14 protein-coding genes and 3 rRNA genes are annotated in these 21,244 nt (G+C 70.1%); 16 read left to right on the forward strand and 1 reads right to left on the reverse strand.

The genetic code is table 11. The annotated features are described in order from the left end of the window. Positions 1–2: 2 nt before the first annotated feature. Complete coding sequence (locus ACWHYA_RS11545) at positions 3–869, reverse strand: DUF368 domain-containing protein (protein WP_425944208.1); 867 nt, start codon at positions 867–869, stop codon at positions 3–5. Between the two features lie 56 nt (positions 870–925). Between ACWHYA_RS11545 and pheS the strand changes: the two genes are divergently transcribed. The 16 genes from pheS (at position 926) to recN (ending at position 21,240) form a co-directional block, all read left to right on the forward strand. Beyond that, the gene (gene pheS / locus ACWHYA_RS11550; protein ID WP_425944206.1) at positions 926–2,020 is read left to right on the forward strand and encodes a phenylalanine--tRNA ligase subunit alpha; all 1,095 of its coding nucleotides are present in this window, start codon (positions 926–928) and stop codon (positions 2,018–2,020) included. Next, positions 2,020–4,629: a phenylalanine--tRNA ligase subunit beta gene (locus ACWHYA_RS11555; protein WP_425944204.1), complete on the forward strand. Its 2,610-nt coding sequence runs from the start codon at positions 2,020–2,022 to the stop codon at positions 4,627–4,629. Before pheS ends, ACWHYA_RS11555 begins: the two co-directional genes overlap by 1 nt. 27 nt (positions 4,630–4,656) lie before the next feature. Then, the gene (locus ACWHYA_RS11560; protein ID WP_425944202.1) at positions 4,657–5,442 is read left to right on the forward strand and encodes an SDR family NAD(P)-dependent oxidoreductase; all 786 of its coding nucleotides are present in this window, start codon (positions 4,657–4,659) and stop codon (positions 5,440–5,442) included. A 117-nt stretch (positions 5,443–5,559) separates the two neighbouring features. After that, positions 5,560–6,060, forward strand: coding sequence for an arginine repressor (argR, locus tag ACWHYA_RS11565; RefSeq protein WP_425944312.1), 501 nt, complete (start codon positions 5,560–5,562; stop codon positions 6,058–6,060). A gap of 55 nt (positions 6,061–6,115) precedes the next feature. After that, positions 6,116–7,537, forward strand: coding sequence for an argininosuccinate lyase (gene argH / locus ACWHYA_RS11570; RefSeq protein ID WP_425944200.1), 1,422 nt, complete (start codon positions 6,116–6,118; stop codon positions 7,535–7,537). A gap of 46 nt (positions 7,538–7,583) precedes the next feature. After that, entirely contained in the window at positions 7,584–8,237 is a 654-nt protein-coding gene (locus tag ACWHYA_RS11575) for a DNA-3-methyladenine glycosylase (protein WP_425944310.1), read from the forward strand. Positions 8,238–8,315: 78 nt separating this feature from the next. Further along, on the forward strand, positions 8,316–9,659 hold the full coding sequence (tyrS, locus tag ACWHYA_RS11580; protein ID WP_425944198.1) for a tyrosine--tRNA ligase: 1,344 nt from the start codon (positions 8,316–8,318) through the stop codon (positions 9,657–9,659). 362 nt (positions 9,660–10,021) lie between these two features. Continuing rightward, positions 10,022–11,544 (forward strand): 16S ribosomal RNA (locus ACWHYA_RS11585). Between the two features lie 456 nt (positions 11,545–12,000). Next, positions 12,001–15,140, forward strand: a 23S ribosomal RNA gene (locus ACWHYA_RS11590). Positions 15,141–15,256: 116 nt separating this feature from the next. Beyond that, a 5S ribosomal RNA gene (gene rrf / locus ACWHYA_RS11595) occupies positions 15,257–15,373 on the forward strand. Together the 16S, 23S and 5S rRNA genes form the textbook arrangement of a ribosomal RNA operon. 418 nt (positions 15,374–15,791) lie before the next feature. Further along, positions 15,792–16,559 (forward strand): tetratricopeptide repeat protein, encoded by a 768-nt coding sequence (locus ACWHYA_RS11600; protein ID WP_425943726.1) that lies wholly within the window; start codon positions 15,792–15,794, stop codon positions 16,557–16,559. Then, positions 16,556–17,407, forward strand: a complete 852-nt coding sequence (locus ACWHYA_RS11605; RefSeq protein WP_425943725.1) for an HAD-IIA family hydrolase — start codon at positions 16,556–16,558, stop codon at positions 17,405–17,407. Before ACWHYA_RS11600 ends, ACWHYA_RS11605 begins: the two co-directional genes overlap by 4 nt. Further along, positions 17,404–17,601: a hypothetical protein gene (locus tag ACWHYA_RS11610; protein ID WP_425943723.1), complete on the forward strand. Its 198-nt coding sequence runs from the start codon at positions 17,404–17,406 to the stop codon at positions 17,599–17,601. The genes ACWHYA_RS11605 and ACWHYA_RS11610 overlap by 4 nt, the downstream gene beginning before the upstream one ends. Then, on the forward strand, positions 17,598–18,446 hold the full coding sequence (locus ACWHYA_RS11615) for a TlyA family RNA methyltransferase (RefSeq protein ID WP_425943721.1): 849 nt from the start codon (positions 17,598–17,600) through the stop codon (positions 18,444–18,446). The genes ACWHYA_RS11610 and ACWHYA_RS11615 overlap by 4 nt, the downstream gene beginning before the upstream one ends. Further along, positions 18,443–19,375 carry an NAD kinase gene (locus tag ACWHYA_RS11620; RefSeq protein ID WP_425943719.1) on the forward strand — a complete coding sequence of 311 codons (933 nt, stop codon included), beginning with the start codon at positions 18,443–18,445 and terminating at the stop codon, positions 19,373–19,375. The genes ACWHYA_RS11615 and ACWHYA_RS11620 overlap by 4 nt, the downstream gene beginning before the upstream one ends. Beyond that, positions 19,372–21,240 (forward strand): DNA repair protein RecN, encoded by a 1,869-nt coding sequence (recN, locus tag ACWHYA_RS11625; RefSeq protein WP_425943717.1) that lies wholly within the window; start codon positions 19,372–19,374, stop codon positions 21,238–21,240. The genes ACWHYA_RS11620 and recN overlap by 4 nt, the downstream gene beginning before the upstream one ends. Positions 21,241–21,244 lie beyond the last annotated feature (4 nt).

Here is a 21,244-nt window from a genome sequence, read left to right on the forward strand (position 1 = left end):
ACCTACTCCCGACGGCGTCCGAGGACGGCCAGGACCATGACCACGAGGGCCCCCACGACCGCCAGGGTGACGGTGAGGCCGACCTGCCCGTCGGGGGGGAGGGGGGTGCGGTCCTCCTCCTGCCAGGGCCACAGCGCCCGCAGCGCTCCGACGATCACGCCCGTGAGCACGACGAGCGTCGTCGCGTGGTGGTGCTCCAGGAGCCGCTGCAGCAGGCGGAGGAACGACGCCAGGCCCACGGCCGCCCCGGCCCCGAAGACCAGCAGGTACCCCCAGTCCCGGTCGTTGAGGGCGGCCAGCGTGGGTTGGTAGAGACCGAGCGTCAGCAGCAGGAAGGAGCCCGACAGCCCGGGGAGCGCGAGCGCGCAGACGGCGACCGCGGCGGCGGCGAAGATCACGGCCGGGTGGGCCGGCAGCTCCTGGGGCGGCAGCCCCACGAGGACGGCCGCCACCACGGCGGCCAGCACGGCGAGCCCCACCCTGGGGGCCGTCCACGCCCGGCCGACCATCGTGGCCGGCACGAGCACCGCGGCGGCGCTCATCCCCAGGAACAGCCCGAGCGTGGGCACCGGGTGCCGCTCGGCGACGGGGGCGACGAGCGCGGCCGTGAGCAGCGCGGCGGGGACCATGCCGAGGATCACCGGGAGCACGACGTCCCAGCGCACCCGGGCCAGCTCGGCCCGGGCGGCGGCCCGGTCCGTGAGCAGCAGACGCAGCCCGCCCACGAAGTGCCCGGCCGAGGTGACGAGCCGTTCGTAGACGCCGACGATGAGCATGACGGTGCCTCCGCTGATCCCCGGCACCACCTCGGCGGCGCCGATGAGCGTGCCGCGGGCGGCGTGCAGGAGCGAGGTCGTCACGGGGGGCATGGCGGAAGCCTAGGTGCTCGTCCGGGTCCGTCCCGCCGCCGCCTACACTTGCGCAGGTGTCCGGACCCAACACCAGCTACGACCCCGTCGAGGTCGCCGCGCTCGCCCCGGAGGCGGTCGAGCAGGCCGTCGCCGACGCCCTCGCCGCGATCGCGGCCGCCGACTCCCTGGAGGCGCTCAAGGCAGCGCGGCTCGCGCACGCCGGTGAGCGCTCTCCGCTGGCCCTGGCCAACCGGGAGATCGGGGCCCTGCCCCCCAGCGCGAAGGCGGACGCGGGCAAGCGGGTGGGCCAGGCCCGCGGCCGGGTCGGCGCCGCGCTGACGGCGCGGCAGGCCCAGCTCGAGGCCGAGCGCGACGAGCGGATCCTCGTCGAGGAGGCCGTCGACCTCACGGCGGTGCCCGCCCGCCGGCCGCTGGGTCGCCGGCACGTCCTCACCGTCACCGCCGAGCGGATGGCCGATGCCATGGTCGGTATGGGGTGGGAGATCGCCGAGGGCCCGCAGGTCGAGGCGGAGTGGTTCAACTTCGACGCGCTCAACTTCGACAAGGACCACCCCGCGCGGCAGATGCAGGACACCTTCTTCGTCGACCCGGCCGAGGCGGGGCTGGTGCTGCGGACCCACACCTCGCCGGTGCAGGCCCGGTCCCTCCTCGAGCGCGGTGTGCCGCTCTACGTCGCGGTCCCGGGCAAGACCTTCCGCACGGACGAGCTGGACGCCACACACACGCCGGTCTTCCACCAGCTGGAGGGCCTGGCGGTCGACGAGGGGCTGACGATGGCGCACCTGAAGGGCACCCTGGACCGCCTCGCCGAGGCGATGTTCGGGCCCGGGATCGTCTCGCGGCTGCGCCCCGCCTTCTTCCCGTTCACCGAGCCCAGCGCGGAGATGGACTTCCGCTGCTTCGTCTGCCGGGGGGAGGACGCCGGGTGCCGGACCTGCGGCGGCACGGGCTGGATCGAGTGGGGCGGCTGCGGCATGGTCAACCACAACGTCCTGCGGGCGTGCGGCGTGGACCCGCAGCGATACCAGGGCTTCGCCTTCGGCATGGGGGTGGAGCGCACGGCGATGTTCCGGCACGGCGTCACCGACATGCGGGAACTGATCGAGGGAGACGTGCGCTTCAACGCGCAGTTCGGGATGGAGATCTGATGCGGGTTCCGGTCGACTGGCTGGGCGAGTACGTCGAGCTGCCGCAGGGCGTGACCGGTGCGCAGATCGCCGCCGACCTCGTGGCCGTGGGGCTGGAGGAGGAGGGCCTGCACACCAGCGGGGTGGGCGGCCCCCTCGTCGTCGGGAGGGTGCTCGAGAAGCACCCCGAGCCGCAGAAGAACGGCAGGACGATCAACTGGTGCCAGGTCGACGTTGGGGACGCCAACGGCAGCGGCGAGCCGCAGGGGATCGTCTGCGGTGCGCACAACTTCGAGCCCGGCGACCTCGTCGCGGTGATCCTGCCCGGTGGTGTCCTCCCAACGCCCCAGGGTCCGCAGACCATCGCCGCGCGCAAGACCTACGGCCACGTCTCGGCCGGCATGATCTGCTCGGTCCGCGAGCTGGGGATCGGGGACGACCACGACGGGATCATCGTGCTGCCACGCCTCCTGGGGCAGGACCGGGTCGATGAGCTGGGCCTGGCGCCGGGCGACGACCTGGTGGGCGTCCTCGGCCTGGACCGCGAGGTCGTCGAGGTCAACGTCACGCCCGACCGCGGCTACTGCTTCTCCGTCCGCGGCGTCGCCCGGGAGTACTCCCACTCCACGGGGGCCGCCTTCGTCGACCCCGCGGACCTGCCCGTCGACCCGGCCACCGACGCGGGGTATGCCGTGGAGCTGGCCGACCAGGACCCGCTGGACGGGGTGCCCGGCTGCGACCGGTACGTGGCCCGGACCGTGCGCGGCATCGACCTGACCCGGCAGACCCCGGAGTGGATGGCCCGCCGCCTCACCGAGGCCGGGATGCGCCCGATCGGCCTGGCCGTGGACGTGACCAACTACGTGATGCTGGCGCTGGGGCAGCCGCTGCACGCCTTCGACCTGCAGACGCTCGACAGCCCGATCCTGGTCCGCCGGGCGCGGGCGGGGGAGCGGCTGCGGACCCTCGACGACGTCGACCGGCCCCTGGACCCCGAGGACCTGCTGATCACCTGCGGGTCGGACGGGGAGCGGATCCTGGCCCTCGCGGGCGTGATGGGCGGAGAGGACGGCGAGATCACCCCCGGCACGACCACCGACGTGCTCATCGAGTCCGCCCACTTCGACTCCCGGACCGTCGCCCGCAGCTCGCGCCGCCACCGGCTGTCGAGCGAGGCGGCCAAGCGCTTCGAGCGGGGGGTGGACCCGGCGGTCGCCGACGCCGCCGCCCAGCTGGCCGTCGACCTCCTGGTCGAGCACGGAGGCGGGTCCGCCGACCCGGCGATCACCGACCGGGACCTCCGTGCCGGGGGACCGGCCGTCATCCCCCTCGACCTCGGCCTGCCCTCGCGCTACGTGGGTGTGGACTACCCCGAGGAGCGCGTGCGCGAGATCCTGGGGATGATCGGCTGCCGGCTCGAGGACGCGCCGGCAGAGGCGTCCGACGACCGCGGTGCCCCCGGGTCCCCGGAGACGTCCGCGACCCCGTCCGCCGCCCGGGTGCTCGTCACCCCGCCCAGCTGGCGGCCGGACCTGACCGACGCCCCGACGCTCGTCGAGGAGGTCGCCCGGATCGACGGGTACGACCGGATCCCCTCGGTCGTCCCCCGGGCCGTCGGTGGCCGCGGGCTCACGCACGGCCAGCGGTCCCGCCGGACCGTGGCGGCCGCCCTGGCGGGCCAGGGACTTCACGAGGTGCTCACCTACCCCTTCGTGGGCGAGCAGCGCCTCGACGAGCTGGCGCTGACGGAGAGCGACCCGCGGCGTCGGGCGCTGAGGCTGGCCAACCCCCTCTCGGACGAGTCGCCCCTGATGCGGACCGAGCTCCTGCAGACGCTCCCGGACATCCTGCGCCGCAACCTCTCCCGCGGCGCGAAGGACGTGGCGCTCTTCGAGATCGACACGGTGACCCTGCCGGACGGCGCGGCCGCGGCACCGGTCCCCGGTGTCGGCGTTCGACCGGATGACGGTGTGCTGCAGCAGATCCGGGCCGCCGTGCCCACTCAGCCCTGGCACGTGGCGCTCATCGCCTCAGGGCAGGCCGAGCGCTCCGGGTGGTGGGGGGCGGGCCGTCCGCTCGACGTCACCGACGTGGTCGCCTGGGCCCACACGGTCTGCGACGCTCTCGGTGTGCCGGTGGTGCGACGCCCTGCCGGACGGCCTCCCTTCCATCCGGGACGGTGTGTCGAGCTGGCCCTCCAGGACGGAACCACGGTCGGGTGGGCGGGGGAGCTGCACCCCCAGGTGCTCCAGCGGCTGGGGCTCCCACCGAGGACGGCCGCGGCGGAGCTGGACCTGGACGTGCTCGTCACGGCCAGCGACCACCGCACCCAGGTGCGTCCGCTGTCCACCCAGCCGATGGCGTCCTCCGACGTGGCGCTCGTCGTCGGCCGCGCCGCGCGCTACGCGGACGTGGCCGGGTCGCTCCGGCTCGGGGCGGGCCCGCTGCTGGAGTCGCTCGAGCTCTTCGACGTCTACGTCGGCGACCAGATCGGGCCGGACCAGCACTCCCTGGCCTTCCGGATGCACTTCCGCGCCCCGGACCGGACCCTGACCACCGAGGAGGTCAACGCGGCGCGCGACGCCGCCGTGGCCCGCGCCGCCGAGGACCACGGCGCCGTCCAGCGCTGACCGGCGGGGCGTGGCACCCTGGGCACCATGGACGCCGACGCAGCCACCGACCGGACCGCCCTCGTCACCGGTGCCTCGCGCGGCATCGGGGCCCACGTCGTCGACGCCCTGCTCGGGGCCGGGTGGACGGTCGTGGGCCTGTCCCGCTCGGGCACGGTCGCCCCGGGGGCCGAGGGGCTGGCGTGCGACGTCACGGACGCCCGGGCCGTGGAGGCGGCCGTCGCGCAGGTCCTCGACCGGCACGGGCGGATCGACCTGCTCGTCAACAACGCCGGTCTGATCGAGACCGAGCAGCCGCTCTGGGACGCCGACGTGGACGAGTGGTGGCAGGTCATGGTGACCAACGTCAAGGGCCCCTTCCTGCTCATGCGCGCCGTCGTGCCGCACATGCTGGCGGCCGGCGGCGGTCGGGTCATCAACCTCAACTCCGGGTCCGGCACGCGGGAGAGCGACGTGCTCACGGCCTACCACGCCTCCAAGTCCGCCCTCGCCCGGCTCACGGGCGGGGTCGCCATGGCCGGCGCCGAGCACGGGGTGCTCGCCTTCGACCTGGCCCCCGGCGTGATCGAGTCCGACATGACGCACTCGATGCAGATGCACCGGGACCGCACCGAGTGGACCGACCCCGACGACGTCACGGCGCTGGTCCTGGCCCTGGCCGGCGGCGAGCTGGACGGCTTCAGCGGCCGGTTCGTCCGGGCGGGCACCGACGATCTCGACGTCCTGCGGGAACGCTCACGCGCAGGCCTCGGCGAGGGGGAGCGGATGCTCCGTCTGCGGCCCTGGGGCCAGGACGACCCGCTGCGGGGCTGACGTGCACGGCGCGCGCCCGTCGCGAGGGGCACCTCGGGGGCGGGGCGGCGCGTGCACCCGGGCACGACCGCATACTCATGCATGCTCTTGTATAGTCACGCCGTGACCAGCATTCCGATGACGCGGGCGGCGCGGCACCAGCGGATCGCCGACCTGCTCGAGCGCCACGCGGTGGGGTCGCAGGGCCAGCTGCTCGACCTCCTCGCCGAGGACGCCATCCACGTCACCCAGGCGACCCTGTCGCGCGACCTCGTCGACCTGGGGGCGGTCAAGGTGCGCCGGGGACGCCAGCTGGTGTACGCGGTCCCCGGTGAGGGCGGGGACACCACGCCACGACCCGCCCAGGACGCGCAGGAGGTGTCCGCCCGGCTGGTGCGGCTCCTGCAGGAGCTGCTGGTCAGCGCCCGTGCCGTCGGCAACCAGGTGGTCCTGCGCACCCCGCCCGGCGCCGCCCAGTTCCTCGCCGCGGCGATCGACCGCAGCGACGACCCGGACGTCCTCGGCACCATCGCGGGGGACGACACCATCCTGGTCATCACGACGGCGCCGGACGGCGGACCGGGAACCGCCGAGCGGCTGCTCTCCATCGCCGACGTCGGGGACCAGGGCCAGGGATGAGCGCCGGGCGCCCCGGTGCGGGGTCGCACCCCCGGCGATGGGGGAGACTGGGCCCATGACGGTAAGCCTGTGGGGAGGCCGCTTCACCGGCGGCCCCAGCGACGCCCTGGCGGCGCTCAGCAAGAGCACGCACTTCGACTGGCGCCTGGCGCCGTACGACCTCGCCGGTTCGCGCGCCCACGCGCGGGTGCTGCACCGGGCCGGTCTGCTCTCGGACGAGCACCTGGCGGCCATGCTCGACGGCCTGCGCCAGCTCGGTGAGGACGTGCGGACCGGGGCCTTCACCCCGGCCCCCGACGACGAGGACGTGCACACCGCCCTGGAGCGTGGGCTGATCGAGCGGGTCGGTCCCGACGTGGGCGGCCGGCTGCGGGCGGGCCGGTCCCGCAACGACCAGGTCGCCACCCAGTTCCGGATGTACCTGCGCGACCAGGCGCGGCTTCTGTCCGGCAAGGTGCTCGACGTCGTGCAGGCCCTCCTGGACCAGGCGGCGGCCCACCCGGCCACGGCGATGCCCGGACGGACGCACCTGCAGCACGCGCAGCCCGTGCTGCTGGCCCACCACCTGCAGGCGCACGCCTGGCCGCTGGTCCGGGACGTCGAGCGCTGGACGGACTGGGACGCCCGGGCCGCGGTGTCCCCCTACGGTTCAGGCGCGCTCGCCGGGTCCTCCCTCGGACTGGACCCGGGGTCGATCGCGCACGACCTCGGGATGGACAGGTCGAGCGAGAACTCCATCGACGGGACCGCCTCCAGGGACTTCGCCGCCGAGTTCTCCTTCGTCGCCGCCATGGTCGCGGTGGACCTGTCCCGCATCGCCGAGGAGGTCATCCTCTGGGCGACGGCCGAGTTCGGTTTCGTCACCCTCGACGACTCCTTCTCCACCGGGTCCAGCATCATGCCCCAGAAGAAGAACCCGGACGTCGCCGAGCTCGCCCGGGGCAAGGCCGGCCGTCTCATCGGGGACCTCGCCGGCCTGATGGCCACCCTCAAGGGACTACCGCTCGCCTACAACCGCGACCTGCAGGAGGACAAGGAGCCGGTGTTCGACGCGATCGACACCCTCGAGGTCCTCCTGCCCGCGGTGGCCGGGATGCTGGCCACCCTGACCTTCCACCGGGAGCGGCTCGAGGAGCTCGCCCCCCGGGGGTTCTCGCTCGCCACCGACGTCGCCGAGTGGCTGGTGCGCCAGGGCGTCCCCTTCCGCGTCGCCCACGAGGTCGCGGGGGAGTGCGTCCGCGTCTGCGAGGGGCGGGGCATCGGTCTGGACGAGCTCACCGACGAGGACCTCGCCGCCATCAGCCCGCACCTCGACCCGCGGGTGCGCGAGGTGCTGACCGTCCACGGTTCGCTGGCCTCGCGCAACGCCCACGGCGGCACCGCGCCGGCCAGGGTCAGCGAGCAGCACGCCCACCTGCTCAAGCAGGTCGCCCGGCACCGTCACTGGGTCCAGGACCTCCCGCGGGTGCGTGACTGAGGGCGCCCGCGACCGGGCCGCGCACGCGCGGCCGGCCGCTCCGGTGATGGTGGAGCCCGACCGCGACTGGTTGGCGCGTCCCGTCCTCGAGGTGGCACCGTCGCTGCTCGGCGCCCATGTCACGGCCGGCGGGGTGACCGTCAGGCTCACCGAGGTGGAGGCCTACGCAGGCACCCGCGACCCGGGTTCGCACGCGTTCCGAGGACCGACGCCGCGGACCGAGGTCATGTTCGGTCCCCCGGGGCACCTCTACGTCTACTTCTCCTACGGGATGCACTGGTGCTGCAACGTGGTCTGCGGCCCGGACGGTGAGGCGAGCGCGGTGCTCCTGCGGGCCGGCGAGGTCGTGCGGGGCATCTCCTCCGCCCGCGGTCGGCGGGACGCGGGCCGCGCCAGGCCGCACCCCGTCCGCGACCTCGCCCGCGGTCCGGCGCGCCTGGCGTCCGCCCTCGGACTGGCCCGGGAGCACGACGGCCTCGACCTCTTCGACGCCTCGAGCCCCGTCCAGCTGCGGATCGCGACCGGAGGGGTAGGCCCCGTGCGGCAGGGACCGCGGGTGGGGGTCTCCGGGGAGGGTGGTGACGCGCGGCTCCACCCGTGGCGCTTCTGGCTCGACGGGGACCCGACGGTGTCGGCCTACCGACCGGGGGCGACCCGGGGACGCGCCCGAGGGACCGGGACCGGACGGTCGCGGACGTAGGCTGGGCGCGCACCGCACCCTGTCCTGGGGCACCGCGACGACCTCCCAGGACCCGCCCCCCCGGAAGGACCAGCGAGCGTGACCAACATCCTCGACGAGCTGCAGTGGCGAGGTCTGGTGGCACAGTCCACCGACGAGGCCTCCCTCCGCGAGGCGCTCGACGACACCCTCACGGTCTACTGCGGGTTCGACCCCACGGCCCCCAGCCTGCACTTCGGCAACCTGGTGCAGCTGATCGTGCTGCGGCACCTGCAGCGCGCGGGGCACCGGGTCCTGTGCCTGGTGGGTGGATCCACCGGACTCATCGGCGACCCGAGGCCCACCTCGGAGCGGGTGCTGAAGACCAAGGAGACGACGGCCCAGTACGTCGAGCGGATCCGGGAGCAGGTGCAGCCCTTCCTGGACTTCGAGGGGGCCAACCCGGCGGTCGTGGTCAACAACCTGGACTGGACCGCGCCGCTGAGCGCGCTCGACTTCCTCCGCGACGTCGGCAAGCACTTCCGCGTCAACCAGATGATCCGCAAGGAGGCGATCGCCGCCCGGCTGGAGAGCCAGGAGGGCATCTCCTACACGGAGTTCAGCTACCAGCTCCTCCAGGCGCTGGACTTCCTGCACCTCTACCGGGAGCACGGGTGCACCCTGCAGACGGGTGGGCAGGACCAGTGGGGCAACCTGACGGCCGGGGTCGACCTCATCCACCGCGCGGAGGGCGCGACGGCCCACGTGATGACGACGCCGCTCGTCACCGACGAGAACGGGGAGAAGTACGGCAAGTCCGCCGGCAACGCGGTCTGGCTGGCCGCCGACATGACGAGTCCCTACGCGTTCTACCAGTACTGGATCAACGTGGCGGACAGCCAGGTGGGCAAGCTGCTGCGGGTGTTCACCGACCGCGACGAGTCCGGGATCGCCGATCTGGAGTCCGCTGCCGCGGAGCGTCCCCACCTGCGCGAGGCCCAGCGCGCCCTGGCTGCCGACGTCACCACCCTGGTCCACGGGGCGGCGGCGACGGCCCAGGTCGAGGCGGCCAGCCAGGTGCTCTTCGGCAGGGGGGAGCCGTCGGCGCTCGACCCGGACACCGTGCGGGACGCCACCGCCGAGCTGCCGGGGGCCGAGGTGCCCGTCGGGAGCAGCGTCGTGGAGGCGCTGGTGCTGACCGGACTGGCCGACAGCCGGGGAGCGGCGCGCCGGCTCGTGGCCGAGGGAGGGGTGAGCCTGAACAACGCCAAGGTGGCCGACGCAGAGCGCCTCCTGTCCGAGACCGACTTCCTGCACGGCCAGGTGGCGCTGCTGCGTCGCGGACGCAAGAGCCTCGCGGCGGCACGGCGCACCGTCCGCGCCGGCTCGGGGCAGGGCGGCATCACGGCCGAGGAGCTCACAAGCGCGACCGACGGGACCCCGACACCGCCGACAGGGCGCTGACCTGCAGATTTGTGTTCCCCCGAGGAGCGCCCTAAAGTTGTCTCTCGCCGCACCGACAGGGAGGCACGGACACCAGACAGGTGGCCGGTCCCGGGTCGGCATCCTCTCCGACCGCGCGGTCCTCGACCGCGACGCGGACTTGACCGCAGAGCGTCGGAGAGACTAGCCTGAAGAGGTTGCCCCGGATGAGGCTTGCACGGTTGTGTGGGTGTTCTGATGGTGTGTGTCCGATCTTTGAGAACTCAACAGCGTGTCAGTTTATTGATGCCATGTATTTGTTTTGCCACCGCGCTTCTGCCCCCCGGTGGGGTGTGGTGGTTTGTTTGTCAGGAAACTGGGTTCTTTGGTAAGAGTTTTGGTTTTTATCGGAGAGTTTGATCCTGGCTCAGGACGAACGCTGGCGGCGTGCTTAACACATGCAAGTCGAACGATGAAGCGGTGCTTGCACCGTGGATTAGTGGCGAACGGGTGAGTAACACGTGAGTAACCTGCCCTTCACTCTGGGATAACTCCGGGAAACCGGTGCTAATACTGGATATGACTCCAACTCGCATGGGTATGGAGTGGAAAGCTTTTGTGGTGGAGGATGGACTCGCGGCCTATCAGCTTGTTGGTGGGGTAATGGCCTACCAAGGCGACGACGGGTAGCCGGCCTGAGAGGGTGACCGGCCACACTGGGACTGAGACACGGCCCAGACTCCTACGGGAGGCAGCAGTGGGGAATATTGCACAATGGGCGAAAGCCTGATGCAGCGACGCCGCGTGAGGGATGACGGCCTTCGGGTTGTAAACCTCTTTCAGCTCTGACGAAGCTTTATCGTGACGGTAGGAGCAGAAGAAGCACCGGCTAACTACGTGCCAGCAGCCGCGGTAATACGTAGGGTGCGAGCGTTGTCCGGAATTATTGGGCGTAAAGAGCTTGTAGGCGGTTTGTCGCGTCTGCTGTGAAAGCCCGGGGCTTAACCCCGGGTCTGCAGTGGGTACGGGCAGGCTAGAGTGTGGTAGGGGAGACTGGAATTCCTGGTGTAGCGGTGGAATGCGCAGATATCAGGAGGAACACCGATGGCGAAGGCAGGTCTCTGGGCCACTACTGACGCTGAGAAGCGAAAGCGTGGGGAGCGAACAGGATTAGATACCCTGGTAGTCCACGCCGTAAACGTTGGGCGCTAGGTGTGGGTCCCATTCCACGGGGTCCGTGCCGCAGCTAACGCATTAAGCGCCCCGCCTGGGGAGTACGGCCGCAAGGCTAAAACTCAAAGGAATTGACGGGGGCCCGCACAAGCGGCGGAGCATGCGGATTAATTCGATGCAACGCGAAGAACCTTACCAAGGCTTGACATGTACCGGAAACTCTCAGAGATGGGGGCCCCGCAAGGTCGGTACACAGGTGGTGCATGGTTGTCGTCAGCTCGTGTCGTGAGATGTTGGGTTAAGTCCCGCAACGAGCGCAACCCTCGTTCTATGTTGCCAGCACGTGATGGTGGGGACTCATAGGAGACTGCCGGGGTCAACTCGGAGGAAGGTGGGGATGACGTCAAATCATCATGCCCCTTACGTCTTGGGCTTCACGCATGCTACAATGGCCGGTACAGAGGGCTGCGATACCGCGAGGTGGAGCGAATCCCTTAAAGCCGGTCTCAGTTCGGATTGGGGTCTGCAACTCGACCCCATGAAGTCGGAGTCGCTAGTAATCGCAGATCAGCAACGCTGCGGTGAATACGTTCCCGGGCCTTGTACACACCGCCCGTCAAGTCACGAAAGTCGGTAACACCCGAAGCCGGTGGCCCAACCCTTGTGGAGGGAGCCGTCGAAGGTGGGACTGGTGATTGGGACTAAGTCGTAACAAGGTAGCCGTACCGGAAGGTGCGGCTGGATCACCTCCTTTCTAAGGAGCACATCTGGCCCCAGCTGGTCCGTTCCCGTTCGGGGGTGGGCCTGGGGTCTGGTGCCCGTGTCGTGGGCGTTCGTCCCGCGGCGGGTGCTCGGGTGGAACATCGATATTCCGTCGCCTCACCGGCGCTCCTGCTGTCCTGACCTGGTACGGCCCGTCCCCCTTTTCGGGGGGGTGGGTGTGGAACGGTCGGCGCGGGGGTGGTTGGTGCTGGTGCTGACACGTTGTTGGGTCCTGAGGGATCGGGCGGCCCCCGTTGGTGGGGGTCTTCTGGTTGCTCTGGTTCGTCCGGGACCCTGGGTGCTGCCGTACCCGTCCGGTGCCGGTGCGTGCCTCGCGTAGAGCGGGGTGTGGACCGGTGGTGGGTGTGTGGCGGTGGTGTTTGCCTGGGGTTGGCCTGGTCGTGTGTTGAGAACTGTACAGTGGACGCGAGCATCTTTGTGGCTTTTTTGTCAAGTTTACAAGGGCGCACGGTGGATGCCTTGGCACCAGGAACCGAAGAAGGACGTGGGAATCTGCGATAAGCCTCGGGGAGTCGATAACCAGACTTTGATCCGAGGATTTCCGAATGGGGAAACCCGGCTGGACTCATCTCCAGTCACCCGCACCTGAATATATAGGGTGCGTGGAGGGAACGCGGGGAAGTGAAACATCTCAGTACCCGCAGGAAGAGAAAACAACATGTGATTCCGTGAGTAGTGGCGAGCGAAAGCGGACGAGGCCAAACCTCAGCTGTGTGATCACCTGGTAGGGGTTGCAGCTGGGGGGTTGTGGGAGTGTGTGTACCGGTGCTACCACGCCGGTGCGGAGTAAGAAATCGAGTTCATAGGCGAAAGGTCTGGGAAGGCCTGGCACAGACGGTGAGACCCCGGTAGCCGAAATGTTCTCGACTCCGTATCGCACGTCCCAAGTAGTACGGGGCCCGAGAAATCCCGTACGAATCTGGCAGGACCACCTGCCAAGCCTAAATATTCCCTGGTGACCGATAGCGGACAAGTACCGTGAGGGAAAGGTGAAAAGTACCCCGGGAGGGGAGTGAAATAGTTCCTGAAACCGTGTGCCTACAATCCGTCGGAGCCGGCCCGTGGGCTGGTGACGGCGTGCCTTTTGAAGAATGAGCCTGCGAGTTAGTGCTCAGTGGCGAGGTTAACCCGTGCGGGGTAGCCGTAGCGAAAGCGAGTCCGAACAGGGCGAATGAGTCGCTGGGTCTAGACCCGAAGCGGAGTGATCTACCCATGGCCAGGGTGAAGCGCGGGTAAGACCGCGTGGAGGCCCGAACCCACTTAGGTTGAAAACTGAGGGGATGAGCTGTGGGTAGGGGTGAAAGGCCAATCAAACTCCGTGATAGCTGGTTCTCCCCGAAATGCATTTAGGTGCAGCGTCATGTGTTTCTTGCCGGAGGTAGAGCTACTGGATGGCTGATGGGCCCCACCGGGTTACTGACGTCAGCCAAACTCCGAATGCCGGTAAGTAAGAGCATGGCAGTGAGACTGCGGGGGATAAGCTTCGTAGTCGAGAGGGAAACAGCCCAGATCACCAGCTAAGGTCCCTAAGCGTGTGCTAAGTGGGAAAGGATGTGGAGTTGCGAAGACAACCAGGAGGTTGGCTTAGAAGCAGCCACCCTTTAAAGAGTGCGTAATAGCTCACTGGTCAAGTGATTCCGCGCCGACAATGTAGCGGGGCTCAAGCACACCACCGAAGCTGTGGCAACGACACCTTTGCCCGGCCCTCCCCTTCGCGGGTGGGTCCAGGCGTGTCGTTGGGTAGGGGAGCGTCGTGCCGCGGGAGAAGCATCCGAGTGATCGAGATGTGGACGCGGCACGAGTGAGAATGCAGGCATGAGTAGCGAAAGAAGAGTGAGAAACTCTTCCGCCGAATGACCAAGGTTTCCAGGGTCAAGCTAATCTGCCCTGGGTAAGTCGGGACCTAAGGCGAGGCCGACAGGCGTAGTCGATGGACATCCGGTTGATATTCCGGAACCGGCGAAGGACCGCCCAGTACCGAATCATGTGATGCTAAGCGCCTGAAGCCTTCGCAGACCCTGTCCCCTTCGGGGGGTTGGTGAGCGGGGGTGGAACGCGTGGCCCGAGCGTGTAGTAGGTAAGCGATGGAAGGACGCAGGAAGGTAGCCTCCGCGTGGCGATGGTAGTCCACGTCCAAGAGCGCAGGACCGGGGAGAGGTAAGTCCGCCCCATCGGTGTCCGAGGCTTGATGGTGACCGTGTATGCGGGAAGAAGGGTGATCCTATGCTGCCTAGAAAAGTTCCTAGCGAGGTCCGAGCCGCCCGTACCCCAAACCGACCCAGGTGGTCAGGTAGAGAATACCAAGGCGATCGAGTGAATCGTGGTTAAGGAACTCGGCAAAATGCCCCCGTAACTTCGGGAGAAGGGGGGCCCGACGTGTGAGACCCCTTTGCGGGTTGGCACGGAGGGCCGCAGAGACCAGGGAGAAGCGACTGTTTACTAAAAACACAGGTCCGTGCGAAGTCGCAAGACGATGTATACGGACTGACGCCTGCCCGGTGCTGGAACGTTAAGGGGACGGGTCAGCCGCACTTGTGCGGCGAAGCTCTGAACTTAAGCGCCAGTAAACGGCGGTGGTAACTATAACCATCCTAAGGTAGCGAAATTCCTTGTCGGGTAAGTTCCGACCTGCACGAATGGCGTAACGACTTCTCCACTGTCTCAACCACGAACTCGGCGAAATTGCACTACGAGTAAAGATGCTCGTTACGCGCAGCAGGACGGAAAGACCCCGGGACCTTTACTATAGCTTGGTATTGGTGTTCGGTACGGCTTGTGTAGGATAGGTGGGAGACTGTGAAGCGGGCACGCCAGTGTCCGTGGAGTCAACGTTGAAATACCACTCTGGTCGTTCTGGATGTCTAACCTCGGTCCGTGATCCGGATCAGGGACAGTGCCTGGTGGGTAGTTTAACTGGGGCGGTTGCCTCCCAAAAGGTAACGGAGGCGCCCAAAGGTTCCCTCAGCCTGGTTGGTAATCAGGTGTCGAGTGTAAGTGCACAAGGGAGCTTGACTGTGAGACAGACATGTCGAGCAGAGACGAAAGTCGGGACTAGTGACCCGACGGTGGCTTGTGGAAGCGCCGTCGCTCAACGGATAAAAGGTACCCCGGGGATAACAGGCTGATCCTGCCCAAGAGCTCATATCGACGGCATGGTTTGGCACCTCGATGTCGGCTCGTCGCATCCTGGGGCTGGAGTCGGTCCCAAGGGTTGGGCTGTTCGCCCATTAAAGCGGTACGCGAGCTGGGTTTAGAACGTCGTGAGACAGTTCGGTCCCTATCCGCTGCGCGCGGAGGAAACTTGAGAAGAGCTGTCCCTAGTACGAGAGGACCGGGATGGACGAACCTCTGGTGTGTCAGTTGTCCTGCCAAGGGCACCGCTGATTAGCTACGTTCGGACGTGATAACCGCTGAAAGCATCTAAGCGGGAAGCACACTTCAAGATGAGGTTTCCATACCCCTTGTGGGTGAGAGGCTCCCAGCTAGAACACTGGGTTGATAGGCCGGACGTGGAAGCACAGCAATGTGTGGAGCTGACCGGTACTAATAAGCCGACAACTTGACTTAAACCCAAGCCCGAAGATGTTACGCGTCCACTGTACGGTTCCCGAGACACGAACCACCACCACCCCCACCACAAAATGTGGGGGTCGGCCCCGGAACGTTCGTGAACTCCATAAAGTTACGGCGGTCATAGCGTCAGGGAAACGCCCGGTCACATTCCGAACCCGGAAGCTAAGCCTGACAGCGCCGATGGTACTGCACCGGGGACGGTGTGGGAGAGTAGGACACCGCCGGACCACCATTGATTGGTCGTGGGCCCTCAGGCCCGGTCAACACCACGTGTTGACCGGAGGCTGGGGGCCCACAGCCATGTCCAGACCAGGTGCACCGGCGTAGGTTTCCGGACCTTCGCCTGAACCGGTCTGCGATGATGAGCCGGTCGTCCCACGAGAAGGAGCCAGGGTGAACGAGCAGCGAGACCGCGCGACAGGGGGGCGGAGGGACCGAGAGCCTGCGCGCCGGGACGACCGTGGGGGGCCCCGTCGTGACGACCGTGATGGGCCCCGTCGTGAGGACCGTGGTGGACCTCGTCGTGACGACCGCGATGGGCCCCGTCGTGACGACCGCGATGGGCCGCGCCGTGACGACCGCGGTGGGCCGCGCCGTGACGACCGGCCCGAGGGGGGACGCGACTGGAAGGAGCGTCCTCGTCGGGTGCCGGAGCCGGAGGTTCCCGAGGACGTCGAGGCCGGCCAGCTGGACAAGGTCCTGCGGGCCGAGCTGCGCACCCTGAGCAAGGACAACGCCGAGGGGACCGCCCGTCACCTCGTGGCCGTCGGTCGTGCTCTGGACGCCGAGGACTTCGACCGGGCCCTCGCCCACGCGCAGGCCGCCGCCAAACGGGCCGGTCGGGTCGCCGGGGTGCGGGAGACGCTGGGCGTGGTCCACTACCGGCGGGGGGAGTGGACCAAGGCGCTGGGCGAGTTCCGCACCGCGCGACGGCTCTCGGGGCAGGATCACCTGCTGCCGCTCATGGCCGACACCGAGCGGGGCCTGGGACGGCCCGAGCGCGCCCTGGATCTGGCGGCCGGCCCGGAGGTGCGCCGGCTCCCGGCCGCCGAGCAGATCGAGATGGCCATCGTCGTGTCCGGCGCCCGGCTCGACATGGGCCAGACGGCGGCGGCCGTGCAGAGTCTGCGCGAGCTCGTCATGGCGGGCAAGGAGACCTCCGCCTGGGCTGCGCGGCTGCGGTACGCCTACGCGGCGGCGCTGGAGGCGGACGGACAGGCCGAGCAGGCTCAGGAGTGGTTCGCCCGGGCCGCCGCCCTGGACGAGGAGGGGAGCACGGATGCCAGGGAGCTGCTGGGGATGGAGGAGGATCCCGAGCTCGTCGACCTGCTCGAGGGCGAGGAGGGCGACGCGGAGGAGGCGGACCGCGCAGGTGAGGCGCGCCGCCCTGGCTCCTCCGGGGGCGCGGGATGACCGCGGCGCTCCGCGGGATCCTGTGCGACCTCGACGGAGTCGTCTACCGCGGCGACGAGCCGTGCGAAGGTGCCACCGAGGGACTGGCCTCCGCCCGTGAGGCCGGGGTCCGGATCCTCTACATGACGAACAACGCCTCCCGCACCCCTGCGGCGGTCGCCGACCAGCTCGGCGCGCTGGGTGTGCCGGCCGGACCCGAGGACGTCCTCACCGCCTCCCAGGTCGCCGCGACGGAGGTGGCGTCGATGCGCACCGGGGGACGGCTGACGGTCGGGCCGGAACGTCCCGTGCTGGCTCTCGGCGGCGCCGGCGTCGGCGTGGCCCTCGAGGAGCTGGGTCTGGCGTGGATCTCCACCGCCCGGCAGCGGGAACGGTCGGGGGCAGGAGTGGCCGACGTGTCGGCCGTGGTGCAGGGGTACGGGCCCGAGCTCGACGTCCAGGACCTCACCGAGGCCGCCTACGCGATCCGCTCCGGTGCGGTGTGGATCGCGACGAACGACGACACCACCCTGCCCACGGCGCGCGGGCTGGCCGTCGGCAACGGGTCGCTCGTCGCCGCGGTCCGCACGGCCACGGGCGCGACCCCGACGGTCGTGGGCAAGCCGTACGCCAGCGCCTACCAGGTGGCCCTCGACCGGCTCGGCCTGACGGCCGGGGAGTGCCTGATGATCGGGGACCGCCTGGACACCGACATCGCCGGCGCCTCCCGCGCGGGGGTGCCGAGCGCCCTGGTCCTCACCGGCGTCTCCACGGCCGAGGAGGTGGTCACGCTGGCACCTTCGCTGAGGCCGGGACACGTGGTGGAGACCATCGGCGACCTGGCCCACCTGTGGGAGCGCGTCGCATGACCGGCGAGCCGGACAGACCCACCACGGGCGACGACGTCGTGGACCAGGCCCTCGTCGAGCTGGACGCACGCCTCGACGGCGGCGCCGACCCGCTCGAGGCGGTCGTGGAGGCCCACCGGGTCCTGCAGCAGCGCCTGACGGCGCCGCCCGCACCGCCCGCTCCTGGGCAGGCCCGGCCGGGCCGCCCAGGATGAGCGGACGTCTGGACACCACCCTTGTGTTGCGGGGTCTGGCGCGCTCGCGGACGCAGGCCCGCCTGCTCGTCCAGGACGGACGGGTCCGCGTCGACGGGACCCTGGTCGACCGGCCGGCCGCACCGGTGGACCCCGCACAGCAGGTCGTCGTCGACGAGGCGTCCCCAGACGCCGCCAGCGCGTGGGTCACCGAGGGCTGGGTCGGGCGCGGTGCCCTCAAGCTTCGCCACGCGCTGCAGGTGTGGGGGCCCTGCGGGCTGAGCGTCGAGGGATGTCGCTGCCTGGACGTGGGTGCCTCCACCGGCGGATTCACCCAGGTGCTGCTCACCCACGGTGCGGCCCACGTCGTGGCGCTCGACGTGGGGCACGACCAGCTCCATCCGGACCTGCTCGCCGATCCACGGGTGACCGACCTGTCGGGGACGAGCATCCGTGACGTCGTCCCGGACCAGGTCGGCAGCCCCGTCGACGTGGTCGTGGCGGACCTGTCCTTCATCAGCCTGCGCACGGTCCTCCCGGAGCTGGGTGCGCTCCTGGCCCGCGACGGGGAGGCCGTGCTCCTGGTCAAGCCGCAGTTCGAGGTGGGGCGGACGGTCCTGGCCCGCGACGGGGTGGTCCGTTCCGCGGCGCAGCGTCAGGACGTCCTGCGTGCGGTGCTGGCCACGGCGACGGAGCACCGCCTGACGCTGCACGGGATCGAGCGCTCCCCGGTGACGGGCTCGCACGGCAACGTCGAGTACCTCCTCTGGCTGCGGCCCCGTCGGAGCGACATGATTGGCTGGGGCCTGACCCCGGAGGCGATCCAGAGCCGGATCCGGACCCTGAGCGAGGAGGAGGACCCATGACCCGCCGCATCATGCTGGTGACCCATCCCTCCCGCCCGGAGATCCCCGGTCTGGCCGAGACGTTCGAGCAGCAGCTGGCCTCGCACGGCATCGCCGTGGAGGTCGTGCCCGAGGGAGAGCCCACGCACGAGATCGTCCGCACCGACCGGGTGGTCTCGGCCAAGAACCCCGTGCCGCCGCACGTGGATGCGAGCGGGTGCGAGCTCGTCGTGGTCTTCGGCGGGGACGGCACCATCCTGCGGGGGGCCGAGATCGCCCGTCCGGCCGGCACGCCACTTCTCGGGGTCAACATGGGCCGGGTCGGGTTCCTGGCGGAGGCCGAGCGCGACGACGTGGAGACCATCGTCGAGCGCATCGTCGAGCGCGACTACCACGTGGAGGAGCGGATGACCCTCGAGGTCGACGTCCTCCACGACGGTCGGGTGGTGGCCCACAACTGGGCTCTGAACGAGGCGTCCGTGGAGAAGTCGGCGCGCGAGCGGATGCTCGAGGTGGCGGTCGAGGTGGACGGCAGGCCGCTGTCCACCTGGGGCTGCGACGGGGTCGTCATGGCCACGCCGACCGGCTCGACCGCCTACGCCTTCTCCGGCGGAGGCCCGGTGGTCTGGCCCGACGTCGAGGCGATCCTGCTCGTCCCGATCTCGGCGCACGCCCTCTTCGCCCGCCCGCTGGTCCTTGGTCCTCGCACCCACCTGGCCGTGGAGGTGGTGCCCCACTCATATGTGGCCGGCGTGATGTGGTGCGACGGTCGACGCACCGTCGAGCTGCCGCCCGGGGCGCGGATCGAGGTCCGCCGCTCCTCCCAGCCGGTCCTCCTGGCCCGGCTGGGACACGAACCGTTCGCCGACCGCCTCGTGGCCAAGTTCGCGCTGCCGGTCACCGGCTGGCGCGGCCCCGGTCCCACCCTCGTCGAGGACCCTCCGGTATGACGTTGCGCCGGATCCGGATCCAGGGGCTGGGGGTCATCGACGAGGCCGAGCTGGATCTGAGCGAGGGACTCAACGTCATCACCGGGGAGACCGGTGCGGGCAAGACGATGGTCGTCAGCGGCCTGGGACTGCTGCTGGGCGCGAGGGCCGACGCCGGGCTCGTCCGTGCCGGTGCCGAGCAGTCCGTCGTCGAGGGCGAGGTGGACGTGCCGGTGGAGCATCCGGCGGCCCTCCGGGTCGCCGAGGCCGGAGGGGACGCCTCCGACGGGGTGCTCCTCGTCCGTACCGTCGCCGCCGGGGGACGGTCCCGCGCCTACGTCGGGGGCCGGACCGCGCCGGTAGCCGTGCTGGCCGAGGTCGGGCAGCACCTCGTGGCGGTCCACGGGCAGGCGGACCAGTGGAGGCTGAGGGACGCCGAGCAGCACAGGATCCTGCTCGACTCCGCCGGCGGTGCCGATCTCGCCCAGGCCCTGCGTGCCTACGAGGACGCGTACGACCAGTGGCAGGCCTCCCGCGCCGGGCTCGTGGAGATCGAGCGCGGTGCCGCCGAGCGCAGCCTGCGGGTCGACGCCCTCCGAGCTGCGCTGACGGAGATCGACGAGCTGGATCCCCGGGAGGGGGAGGAGGACGACCTGCGGGCCGAGTCCGAGCGGCTGACCCACGCCGAGGAGCTGCTCACCGCCTCACGCGCTGCGCACGACGCCCTCGTCGGAGCGGACGACCCCGGGACGGAGGTCCAGAGCGTGGCGCAGCTGGTCTCGGCCGCCTCCGTGCTGCTCGGCCCGGCCGCCGCCCACGATCCCGAGCTGGCGGCGCTCCGACGACGGGTCGACGAGATCGGCTACCTGGCCTCGGACCTGGCCTCGGACCTGTCCGGCTACGCCTCGGGCGTGGACGTGGACGGCGAGCGGCTCGACGCCGTGCACCGCCGGCGCGCCGACCTCACGGCCCTGCTGCGCAGGTACGGACCCTCCACCCAGGCGCTGCTGACGTTCGCTCGCGGCGCCCGGGACGAGCTGGCACGGCTGGACCTCTCCGACGACGACGTGGCCGAGCTGCGCCGGCGGACGGAGGCGCTCCGCCTGGAGGTGGGGCGGCTGGGCGGCGAGCTCTCGTCCGCGCGTGCGCGGGTGGGGGAGAGGGTCGGCCGCGCCGTCACCGAGGAGCTCAGCCACCTGGCCATGGGTGCCGCCGAGGTGGTCGTGCACGTCGCGCCCCGGAAGGTGTCTGCCGAGGGCGCCGCCGGGCGCGTCGGAGGGGATGGGCCGGCAGACAGGGCCCTCAGGGCCGGCAGGGCCGAGGGGGCCGACGGGGCCGAGGGGGCCGAGCGGGCCGACGGGGCTGGTACCGGACCCGCGAGCTGCGTCCCGCTGCCCGACGGACGGCTGGCGTCGCCCCGCCGGCACGGTCTCGACGAGGTGGAGATCCGGCTGGCGGCCAACCCCGGCGCGCCTCCTCGCTCGGTCGCCCGGGCGGCGTCCGGGGGCGAGCTGTCGCGCGTCATGCTGGCCCTGGAGGTGGTCTGCGGCGACGGGAGCGTGCCCACCTACGTCTTCGACGAGGTGGACGCCGGCGTGGGCGGCAGTGCGGCCCTCGACCTGGGTGCCCGGCTGGCGCGTCTGGCGCGCACCGCGCAGGTCGTCGTCGTCACCCACCTGGGGCAGGTGGCTGCCTACGCCGACCGCCACCTCGTGGTCCGCAAGAGCAGCGACGGCCAGGTCACCAGCAGCGACGTGGTCGTCGTCGAGGGAGCCGAGCGCGAGGCCGAGCTTGCCCGCATGCTGGGCGGGATCGCCGACTCCCGGGCGGCGGTCGAGCACGCCCGCGAGCTCCTCGCCCGTCGCGGAGAGCAGGCGAGCGCATGAGCGG

This window comes from Ornithinimicrobium carbonis (assembly GCF_977012275.1).